This is a genomic window from Micromonospora sp. URMC 107 (assembly GCF_051386315.1).
Taxonomy (GTDB): Bacteria; Actinomycetota; Actinomycetes; order Mycobacteriales; family Micromonosporaceae; genus Micromonospora.
On sequence record NZ_JBPQTK010000170.1, the window covers coordinates 1 to 10,359 of the forward strand.

Sequence of the window (10,359 nt, forward strand, 5' to 3'; positions counted from 1 at the left end):
GTGGGTTACGTGGTTTGTCTTGTGGGGCGGGCGTGCAGGGTGCTGGTCAGGACCAGCAGGAGCGCGATCAGGAACATCGCGGTGCCGATGACGTTGACCTGCGGCGGGATGCCCCGCTGGGCGGCGCCCCAGACGTACATGGGGAACGTGACGGTGGTGCCGGCGTTGAAGTTCGTGACGATGAAGTCGTCGAAGGAGAGCGAGAACGCGAGCAGCGCGGCGGCCACGATGCCGGGTAGCGCCAGCGGCAGGGTGATCCGCCGGAAGGTCTGCCACTCGCTCGCGTAGAGGTCCATCGCGGCCTCCTCCAGCCGGGAGTCCATCCCGGCCAGCCGCGCCTTGACCGTGACCACCACGAACGACAGGCAGAACATGACGTGCGCGACGACGACGGTCCAGAAGCCCTGCGGCACCCCGGCGGAGACGAAGAGGGCCAGCAGCGAGGTGCCCATCACCAGCTCGGGGGTGGCCATCGGCAGGAAGATCAGCACGTTGATCCCGGCACGGCCACGGAACCGGTGCCGCGCCAGCGCGAACGCCATCAGGGTGCCGAGCACCGTGGCGACCACGGTCGAGACGAAGCCGATCTGCACGCTGCGCACCACCGCGTCGCACATGTCGGAGGTGGCGCACGGGTTGCGCCAGTTGTCGAGGGTGAACTCGTTGAAGTCGTACGACAGGCGGCTGGAGGGCCGGTTGAAGGAGAGCGCGGCGACCACGGCGACCGGCAGGAGGAGGTAGCCGAGCACCAGCAGCGCCACGCCCGTCACCCAGCGGTCGGCCAGCCAGCGTCCGAAACGGTGTCCCACCGGTCAGAGCACCTCCTGCGTGCCGGTGCGGCGCAGGTAGCCGAATACCACCGCGAGGATCGCCGTCATCAGCAGGAACGACAGCGCGGCGCCCTGCGGGTAGTCCAGCCGGACCAGGAACGCCGAGTCGATGACGTTGCCGATCATGTACTCGTTGGGGGTCCCGAGCAGTTCGGCGTTGATGTAGTCGCCGCTGGCCGGGATGAAGAACAGCAGCGTGCCGGCGACCAGGCCGGGCATGGAGAGCGGCAGCGTGACCCGGCGGAAGGTCCGCCACGGGCCGGCGTAGAGGTCGCCGGCCGCCTCCAGCAGCCGGGGGTCCAGCCGCTCCAGGCTCGCGTAGAGCGGCAGCACCAGGAAGGGCAGGAAGTTGTACGTCAGGCCGAGCACCACCGCGACGGGGGTGGCCAGCAGCCGGCCGTCGGGGGCGAGCAGGTGCACGTCGCGCAGCAGCCCGACGAGCCAGCCGTTGTCCGACAGGATGGTCTTCCAGGCCAGCGTGCGCACCAGGAAGCTGGTGAACATCGGCGCGACCACGCAGACCAGCAGCAGGTTCCGCCACCGGCCGGCCTTCTGCGCGATCGCGTACGCCAGCGGGTAGCCGGCCAGCAACGCCAGCACCAGCGCGGCCCCGGCGTAGCCGAAGGAGCGCCCGAACTGCGGCCAGTACGCGGCGAGCGCGTCGGGGTAGTTGCCGAACGCCCAGGTCATCGCGTACCCGGTGGCGAGCGAGCCGGTCGGGTCGTAGAGGCTGGCGGCGGCGAGTTGCAGCAGCGGCACCGCGAAGAAGACGAACAGCCATGCCGCCGCGGGCAGCAGCAGGTACGGCAGGAGCCGGTGCCGCCCGGGCGGGCGGGGCGGTGCGGGTGTCGCCGGCGGGGCGGAACCGGTGGGCAGGTGCGCCAGGGCGCTCACGACGGCACGCCGACCGGCTCGTCCCGCGCGGGCGCGCTCCGGTCCTGCCCGCCGGGTTCCCGGGGCAGCAGGAAGGCGTGCCGCGGGTCCCAGTACGCCACCGCCTCCGCGCCCAAGGGCAGCGGACGGACCGTGCCGCTGTTGGCGACGAAGGCCGTCAGCTCGTCGCCCCAGCCGGTGCGCAGCAGGTACTGGGTGCTCACCCCCACGTAGGAGGCGTCGGTGACCACCCCTGTGACGTGCTGGCACCCGGCGGGCACCTGGTCGACGGAGTCGACCAGGTGCAGCTTCTCCGGGCGTACGCCGAGGTGGACCGGCCCCCGGTCGACCCGGGCCCGGCCGGCGGGCACCGAGAAGCCCCGGCCGTGCGCCGACACCGCCACCTCGTCCCCGCCCGCGCCGGCCGCCTCGCCGGCGAGCAGGTTGGACCGGCCGAGGAAGTTCGCCACGAACGCCGTGGCCGGGTACTCGTAGAGGTCGGCGGGGGCGCCGAGCTGTTCGATCCGCCCGGCGTTCATCACCGCGACGGTGTCGGCCATCGTCATGGCCTCCTCCTGGTCGTGGGTGACGTGCACGAACGTGATGCCGACCTCGGTCTGGATCCGCTTGAGTTCGAGCTGCATCCGCCGGCGCAGCGTCAGGTCCAGCGCGCCGAGCGGCTCGTCCAGCAGCAGCACCTGCGGACGGTTGACCAGGGCGCGGGCCAGCGCGACCCGCTGCTGCTGTCCGCCGGAGAGCTGGGCGGGGCGGCGGTGGCCGTGGTCGTCGAGCTGCACCAGCGCGAGCATGCCCATGACCTCGTCGTCGACGGAGCGGATGCCCCGCCGGCGCAGCCCGAACGCCACGTTCTCGAAGACGTTCAGGTGCGGGAAGAGCGCGTAGCTCTGGAAGACGGTGTTCACCGGCCGCTTGTACGGGCGCAGCCGGGTGACGTCCCGTTCGCCCAGCAGCACCCGCCCGCCGGTCGGCTCCTCCAAGCCGGCGATCATCCGCAGCGTGGTGGTCTTGCCGCAGCCGGACGCGCCGAGCAGGGCGAAGAAGGAGCCCTGCGGGACGGTCAGGCTGAGGTCGTCCACCGCGGTGACGGCGCCGAAGCGCTTGGTGAGGTTGGCCAGCCGCAGGTCGCCGCCCGGGGTCTCGCGTCCCGCAGTCGTCCCACCCATCCCGCTCACGCCCCGATGACCTGCTGGAACTTGCCCTCGTACTCGCGTTCCTGCTTCTCGTCCAGCGCCATGAAGACCTTGGACCGCGACAGCATGGCGTCGTCGGGGAAGATCAGCGGGTTGGCGGCCAGCGCCGGGTCGATCTTCTCCATCTCGGCCTGGGCACCCCGGACGGGGCAGATGTAGTTGACGAACGCGGCGAGCCGGGCGGCGACCGCCGGCTCGTAGTAGTGGTCGACGAGGCGCTCGGCGTTGCCCTTGTGGGTGGCCTTGTTCGGCACCACCACGTTGTCCGACCAGATCATCACCCCGGACTCGGGCACCACGAACCTGATCCTGTCGTCGTCGAAGCCGAGCTGGATGGCGTCGCCGGACCAGCAGATGCAGGCGGCGATGTCGCCCTTGGCGAGGTCCGGCGCGTAGTCGTTGCCGGTGAACCTGCGGATCTGACCGGAGTCGACGGCCTTCCTGAGCTTCGCGAGCGCGTCGTCGAACTGGGCGCTCGTGAAGTTCGCCGGGTCGTGGCCGTTCGACTGGAGCAGCAGGCCCATGGTGTCCCGCATCTCGGCCAGCGCGGTGACCTTGCCCTTGAGGTCGGGGCGGGTGAGCAGCTCGTCGACCGTCCGGATCTCCCTGGTCACCCTGCCGTTGTAGGCGAGGCCGGCCAGGCCGGACTGCCAGGGGATGGCGAGCTGGTCCTCCGGGTCGAAGGACCGGCCGCGCAGCGAGGGCAGCAGGTTGGCCTCGACGTTGGGCAGCTTCGCCTTGTCCAGCTTCTGGACCCAGCCGAGCCGGATCATCCGGGCCGCCATCCAGTCGGTGAGGACGACGATGTCCCGCCCGGTCGACTGGCACCCGGCGAGCTGGTTCCGCACCTTGCCGAAGAACTCGTTGTTGTCGTTGACGTCCTCCGTGTAGGCGACCTGGATGCCGCTCTCGGCGACGAAGGCGTCGAGGGTCGGCCGCTTGGCGGAGTCGGCGTCGTCCACGTCCATGTACTGCGGCCAGTTGGAGAACGTCAGCGTCTTCTCGGTGCCGGAGAGGTCCTCGCTGACGCAGCCGGCCTCCGTCTGGGCGGCGCCCCTGGTGCCGCAGCCGGTCAGCGAGCCGCCCGCCGCCAGCAGTGCCGCCGAGCCGAGAGCGCCGGTCAGCAGCCCACGCCGGGTGAGGGGCCGGAGGGGAGTTCGCATGTGACGACTCCTTGAGGTCATCGTCGGTGGGCAGGCGGAGGCGGCGCGCCGACGGGACGTCAGGTGCGGTGAACGACAGATCTTAGGCATGGTCCGACGGCGACGACGGACGGCGGGTCAGCGTGCGCGAAGTGCGAGGGCACGGTGACGGTCCGGTCTCGCGACCGCGGCGTCCGGCGGCCGCACCCCGCGCGGACGGGCGTACGCCTGGGGCACGGCCCGATCAGCCGGCGCGCCCGCCCCTGCCGGCCGACCCGACGAACGCCCGCCAGGCGTCCGGCGCGAAGGTGAGCACGGCCCCGGCGCGGTCCTTGCTGTCCCGCACGAGCACCCGACCTGGCAGGTTGTCGGCCACCTCGACGCAGTCGCCACCGTTGTTGCTGCTGCGGGTCGCGGTGCGCCAGCGGGCGTCGGTCATGTCCATGTCGTCGCCACTTCCCCGATCAGCTCGATCGACTGGCGTCGCGGCAGCGCCTCGCCGGCGACGCTCTCCCATCTGGCGCCCAGGCTAGCAATGTCGGCACTCTCGGTCACGACCTGACCGCGCAGCTGGTTGTCCAGATAGGCCGTCTCGGCGCCGTCGGGCAGCCGGATCAGCACGAACGGGCCGGCGAGCCCGGTGTGCCACGGCGCCTCGGCGGGGATCACCCGGACCTGCACGTGCTCCTGCGCGGCGACCGCCAGCAGGTGGGCCAGTTGCCCGGCCATCACCGCCCGGTCCCCCACCCGCCGGCGCAGCACCGCCTCGTCGATCACGGCGACGAGCTGGGGCGGGGCGTCCCGGGCCAGGATCGCCTGCCGGGCCAGCCGGCCACCCACGATCTCGTCGACCTCGGCCGCCGGCAGCAGGCCGCCGGTCGCCAGCACCGCGCGGGCGTACCCCTCGGTCTGGAGCAGGCCCGGCACGAGCAGCGGCTGGTACGACCTGATCGAGACGGCGTCCTGCTCCAGTTCGGCCCACGGTCGGAACCACGGCAGGTCGCGGCGGCGGAACGGCTCGGGCCACAGCTCGGCGGCATCGCGCCCGAGGACCTCGGCGACGGCGAGCCGGGTCCTGGGGTGCGGGATCCGGCCCGCCGCGAGCCACCGCCCCGCCGTCTTCGGGTCGACCCCCACCTTCTCCGCCAGCGACTCGGCGGTCTCCCCCTTCTCGGCCATCGCCACCCGCAGTGCCTCGTTCACCATCGACCTCCCGCGCCCGCGATCACACTGGGGCGCACGCTAGCCACGCTGCGTGCCCTTGTCGTGGCGCTGCCGGCGTGTCGCGGCGGGATCTGTTTCGCGCGCCCGAGGTGGCCGGGCACCGCCCGGAAAAGGCCCTGGACATGCCCGGCGCACCGCCGGTCCTCCGCCGCCGCCACGCGGGCAAGGCACCGGAACGAGCGGGCCGCGCCCCCGGAACGGGCGGGTCGCGCCTCCGAAGGGTCCGCGTGCCGGCGGTGCGCCCTCGACCGGCGGGGCGCCGGGGTCCGAACGCGGGTGCCCGGTCCCATCTCACCCGCGCTGTCGAGCTGATGTCGCAAACGATTCAGCTCGACAGTGCCCGGCGTGCCCATCCGGCCCGCCTCGGCCGGCACGCTGCCGAGTTCGCGCGGAGCTGTCTCCCCGTCTCCGTCGGCCGGCCAGCGGCCCAGCCAGCGGCCCAGCCAGCGGCCCAGCCAGCGGCCCCGACTTGCGGCCCGGCCAGCGGCGGGTCAGTGGTTCGGGGGGATGACGCGGAGGTGCCCTCGGCGGCCCGTCTGGGGAGTCGAGTTGGTGGCCTGGTCGTCCTCGGGCGGGCGGGGGGCCACCGGGGGGGCGGCCTCGCGGACGGCCTCCGCGAGGGCGACGAGGTCGTCGGTGGTCGGCGGCGGGGGTTCGAACTCGCCCTCGTGCCGGACGACGTCCCAACCGCGCGGCGCCGTGAGGCTCCGGGCGTGCGGCTCACAGAGGTCGTACGTGTGCGGCTCGGCGAATGCCGCCAGCGGGCCGACCACCGCTGTCGACTCGTTGTAGACATAGGTCAGCGTGGCGACCGCTTGCCGGGGGCAGCCGTTACGGGAGCAGCGCCGTGGTGACCTCACGGCGGCAGGGTATCTCCATTACCGGGTCCGGCGCACTGCTTCGCGTTGCGACACGCCCGTCACGGTGATCACAATTCGGCCGGCGCGGCCGCGCCGCGCCGCGTCGGAGGCGCTGCCGCAGGCCAGGTCGGTACGGGCGCTAACCTTGCCCTCATGACGAGCCCGGAACACCGCCGCCCCGGCCCCGGCCGGCGCGCCCACCGCGACCGGCACGGGCGCGGTCTGCGCGGGCGGCTGGTCCCGGCGACGGTGCCGTTGGCGCGTACGAAGGCGGAGATCTTCGACGACCTGGTGCTGGACACGGTCGAGACCCTCGAACGGCGGTTCGCCAAGGAGTTGGCCGGGGTCGAGTTCGCGGTGGAGGACGTCCCGCCGGACCTCAACGTCTACGACTCCGACGTGCTGGAGGACGGCGAGGTGCCGCTCGCCCGGCTGCTGCCCGGTCGGCCCGGCCGGCAGGAGGTGCCCCCGCGGATCGTGCTCTACCGCCGGCCGTTGGAGTTCCGTGCGATGGACCGCGAGGACCTCGCGGATCTCGTACACGACGTGATCATCGAACAGGTGGCCAATCTGCTCGGGGTGGACCCCGACGAGTTGGCCTGAGCCGGGCGGCCCCCACCGCCCCGGCCCGGCAACGCTCAGGCGGCCCGCCGCTTGAGCTTGCGCCGCTCCCGCTCCGAGAGCCCGCCCCAGATCCCGAATCGCTCGTCGTGGCCGAGAGCGTATTCGAGGCATTCCGTCTTCACCTCACAGCGCGAGCAGATCCGCTTCGCCTCGCGGGTCGAGCCGCCCTTCTCGGGAAAGAACGCCTCCGGATCGGTCTGGGAGCAAAGCGCCCGCTCCTGCCACTCCGGCGCGTTTCCGAGCAGGTCGGCCACCTCAAGCTGGCCGTCCATCAGATGCCTCCTTGTCGCGCACCGGCGTCATCGCCGCTGCAACCCCCCACGCGGAAGGCGTGCTTGTCCGTACGGTCCCGATTTGTTGCGTTCCGCGCGAACAACCCCATTCAAATTACACGCGTGTAATACGTGCGCCGTCAAGCCGGACTTGATAATGGAGTCGTCCTCCCGACAACACTCCGGACGGCCACCCGGCCATCCGGCCTCGCAACCTGCCCTATCGATTCAGACCCCGGCCGAGTAACGCCCTCTCCGGCGAGTTGCCCGAGTTTTCTCCCGTGGCGCTCCCCCGCCGACCCGACGGGGCAGGCCGGCGGGGACCCTCGGAAGTCACCCACCACGATCCGTTGATCTTGGTGGGGCACAGGTTAACCCGAGTTGGCGCGGACCGCCCGTCGAGCGCGGGACGCCGACGGCCCTCCGCCCACGATGTGGACGGCGCGAGGCGGCGCCGCGGCGTCCCCCGGCCCTCGGGGAGCCGCCAAGGCGCTGCTGGGTCGGACGAATCCGGGTGCCGCTCCACTGAGGACAGAAATCCGGTCGGCCGGCGGGCGCTCGTCCCACCAGTCGGTACGGACGCGGCCGACCGGCCCGGCCGGCCAGCGGCGGGACGCGCGGGGTCGGGTGTGGAGGGTCGGGACAACCGTCGATGTCCACCCCCGACGACCTGCGGCGCGCCCCCGCTGGGCGGCGCCCGCCGCGTCAGGGGCGGGGGCGGCCGTACGCGGTCGTGCGCCTGCGGGCCGGCCGCCCGGCGGCCGTCGCGATGGCGATCAACTGCTCCTCCGTACGCGCCGAGCCGTTGCCGGAACCGGCCATCCGGGAGATCGTCTCCTCCATCAGCGTGCCGCCCAGGTCGTTGCAGCCGCTCCGCAGCATCGCCGCCGTGCCCTCGTCACCGAGCTTCACCCACGAGCACTGGATGTTGTCGATCCGGCCGTGCAACAGCAGCCGGGCCATCGCGTGCACGACCCGGTTCTCCCGCCACGTCGGCCCCGGACGGGCGATGCCGGCGAGGTAGATCGGCGCGTTGGTGTGCACGAACGGCAGCGCCACGAACTCGGTGAACCCGCCCGTGCGGTCCTGCACCCCGGCCAGCACCCGGAAGTGCGCGAGCCACTGCGCGGGGTGGTCCACGTGGCCGTACATCATGGTGGAGCTGGACCGGATGCCCAGCTCGTGGGCCGTGCCGACCACGTCGACCCAGGCGGCGGCCGGCAGTTTGCCCTTGGTGAGCACCCAGCGCACGTCGTCGTCGAGGATCTCGGCGGCGGTGCCCGGGATGGTGTCCAGCCCGGCCTCGCGCAGCCCGGTCAGCCACTCCCGCACGGACACGCCGGCCTTGGCGGCGGCGGTGACGATCTCCATGGGCGAGAACGCGTGCACGTGCATCCCCGGCACCCGCGCCTTGATCGCCCGGACCAGGTCGGCGTAGACGGTCACCGGCAGCTTCGGGTCGATGCCGCCCTGGAGGCAGACCTCGCTGGCGCCGGCCGCCCACGCCTCCTCGGCCCGGTCGGCGACCTGGTCCACCGAGAGCCGGTACGCGTCGGCGTCCCGCTCCCGCTGGGCGAAGGCGCAGAAGCGGCAGCCGACGTAGCAGACGTTGCTGAAGTTGATGTTGCGGTTGACCACGTACGTCACGTCGTCGCCGACCGCCGCCCGGCGGACGTCGTCGGCGAGGCGGCACAGCTCGTCGAGCGCCGGCCCGTCAGCGGCGAACAGCGCCAGCGCGGCGTCGGTGTGCCGCGGGTCCAGCAGCGCCGCCGGATCGTCGGCCGCCAGCCGCAGGCCGGCCCGCAGGTCGCGGTCGGTCCCCGCCCCGCCCCCGACGGTGACCTTGCCGGCCACCTCGGCCCAGTCGCCGTAGACGTGGTCGAAGTCGCCGCGCCGGTCGCCGGTCCGCCCGGTGGTGTCGATGGTGGCGTGCAGGTCGACCCGACCGCCGTACGTCTCGTCGGGCTCCTGCCAGGGGCGGCCCACCGGTCGCGCCTCCTCGACGGCCAGCCCCGTCGCCGGGTCGGCCAGCGCGCGGACGTGCGGCAGCAGGCGCGGGTCCAGCCACGGGTCGCCGGCCCGCACGTACTCGGGGTAGATCGTCAGCCGCTCGCGCAGGGTGAAGCCGGACTTCTCCGTGTGCCGGGCCAGCTCGTCGATCTGCGGCCAGGGGCGCTCCGGGTTGACGTGGTCCGGGGTCAACGGGGAGACCCCGCCCCAGTCGTCGATGCCGGCGCGCAGCAGCAGGTCGTACTCGCCCGCGATGAGGTTCGGCGGGGCCTGGATCCGGGCCTTCGGCCCGAGCAGCACCCGGGCCACCGCCACCGTGGCGGCCAGGTCGTGCAGCTCGGCGTCGGGCATTCCGCGCATTGCCGTGTCCGGCTTCGCGCGGAAGTTCTGCACGATCACCTCCTGGAGGTGGCCGTACTCCCGGTGCGCGCGGCGGATTGCGAAGATCGCGTCGACCCGCTCGGCGGCGGTCTCGCCGATGCCGATCAGGATGCCGGTGGTGAACGGCACGCCGACCCGGCCCGCGTCGTCGAGCACCCGCAGCCGGACCGCCGGCTCCTTGTCCGGGGAACCGAAGTGCGGGCCGCCCGGCTCCGACCAGAGCCGCGTCGCCGTCGTCTCCAGCATCATCCCCATGCTGGGCGCGACGGGCTTGAGCCGCTGCAACTCCGACCAGGACAGCACGCCCGGGTTGAGGTGGGGCAGCAGTCCGGTCTCCTCCAGCACCGCCACCGCGCAGGCGCGCAGGTAGTCCAGCGTGGAGTCGTAGCCGCGCTCGTCCAGCCACCGCCGGGCCGCCGGCCAGCGCTCCTCCGGCCGGTCGCCGAGCGTGAACAGGGCCTCCTTGCAGCCCTGGGCCGCCCCCGCCCGGGCGATGGCGAGCACCTCGTCCCGGTCGAGGAAGGCCGCCGGCAGCCGGTGCGGCACCGTCGCGAAGGTGCAGTAGTGACACCGGTCCCGGCACAGCCGGGTGAGGGGGATGAAGACCTTCTTCGAGTACGTGACCACGCCCGGCCGCCCGGCCTCGCGCAGGCCGGCGTCGCGCACTGCGCCCGCCACGTCGAGCAGCCCGTCCAGCGCCTCGCCCCGGGCGGCCAGCAGCACGGCGGCCTCGTCGACGTCGAGCGCCCGCCCGCTCGCGGCCCGGTGCAGTGCCCGCCGCACGCTCGCGTCGGTCGGGCCGGGCACGGTGCGATCAACCATTCGCCCAGCCTAAGCGCTCGTCCGCCCCGTCCCGCCCGCCCGGCCACCGAACGTGCTGTACTCGGTCGGCGTCACCATCCGGATCAGGCCGACGAAGAGGAACACGGCGT

At 73.0% G+C, this 10,359-nt stretch carries 10 protein-coding genes; 1 reads left to right on the forward strand and 9 read right to left on the reverse strand.

Translation table 11 applies throughout. The features are described 5' to 3' along the window. Positions 1-5: 5 nt before the first annotated feature. The 7 genes from ACSNN9_RS25835 to ACSNN9_RS25865 form a co-directional block, all read right to left on the reverse strand. Entirely contained in the window at positions 6-809 is an 804-nt protein-coding gene (locus ACSNN9_RS25835; RefSeq protein WP_436675797.1) for an ABC transporter permease, read from the reverse strand. 3 nt (positions 810-812) lie between these two features. Next, the gene (locus tag ACSNN9_RS25840; RefSeq protein ID WP_436675798.1) at positions 813-1,724 is read right to left on the reverse strand and encodes an ABC transporter permease; all 912 of its coding nucleotides are present in this window, start codon (positions 1,722-1,724) and stop codon (positions 813-815) included. After that, a complete protein-coding gene (locus ACSNN9_RS25845) occupies positions 1,721-2,887 on the reverse strand; it encodes an ABC transporter ATP-binding protein (RefSeq protein WP_436675799.1) in 1,167 nt (388 codons plus the stop codon). The genes ACSNN9_RS25840 and ACSNN9_RS25845 overlap by 4 nt, the downstream gene beginning before the upstream one ends. A 5-nt stretch (positions 2,888-2,892) precedes the next feature. Continuing rightward, a complete protein-coding gene (locus tag ACSNN9_RS25850) occupies positions 2,893-4,077 on the reverse strand; it encodes a polyamine ABC transporter substrate-binding protein (RefSeq protein WP_436675800.1) in 1,185 nt (394 codons plus the stop codon). A gap of 223 nt (positions 4,078-4,300) precedes the next feature. Then, positions 4,301-4,501 (reverse strand): DUF397 domain-containing protein, encoded by a 201-nt coding sequence (locus tag ACSNN9_RS25855; protein ID WP_436675801.1) that lies wholly within the window; start codon positions 4,499-4,501, stop codon positions 4,301-4,303. Continuing rightward, complete coding sequence (locus ACSNN9_RS25860; RefSeq protein WP_436675805.1) at positions 4,492-5,259, reverse strand: helix-turn-helix domain-containing protein; 768 nt, start codon at positions 5,257-5,259, stop codon at positions 4,492-4,494. Before ACSNN9_RS25860 ends, ACSNN9_RS25855 begins: the two co-directional genes overlap by 10 nt. Before the next feature lie 512 nt (positions 5,260-5,771). Next, on the reverse strand, positions 5,772-6,140 hold the full coding sequence (locus tag ACSNN9_RS25865) for a DUF3499 domain-containing protein (RefSeq protein ID WP_436675802.1): 369 nt from the start codon (positions 6,138-6,140) through the stop codon (positions 5,772-5,774). Between the two features lie 153 nt (positions 6,141-6,293). Here ACSNN9_RS25865 and ACSNN9_RS25870 point away from each other — a divergent pair, with 153 nt between their 5' ends. Next, entirely contained in the window at positions 6,294-6,743 is a 450-nt protein-coding gene (locus ACSNN9_RS25870) for a metallopeptidase family protein (protein WP_089001916.1), read from the forward strand. 35 nt (positions 6,744-6,778) lie between these two features. Here ACSNN9_RS25870 and ACSNN9_RS25875 read toward each other — a convergent pair whose 3' ends face one another. Continuing rightward, the gene (locus tag ACSNN9_RS25875) at positions 6,779-7,036 is read right to left on the reverse strand and encodes a WhiB family transcriptional regulator (protein WP_007455784.1); all 258 of its coding nucleotides are present in this window, start codon (positions 7,034-7,036) and stop codon (positions 6,779-6,781) included. Between the two features lie 705 nt (positions 7,037-7,741). Continuing rightward, complete coding sequence (locus ACSNN9_RS25880) at positions 7,742-10,249, reverse strand: bifunctional FO biosynthesis protein CofGH (protein WP_436675804.1); 2,508 nt, start codon at positions 10,247-10,249, stop codon at positions 7,742-7,744. Positions 10,250-10,359 lie beyond the last annotated feature (110 nt).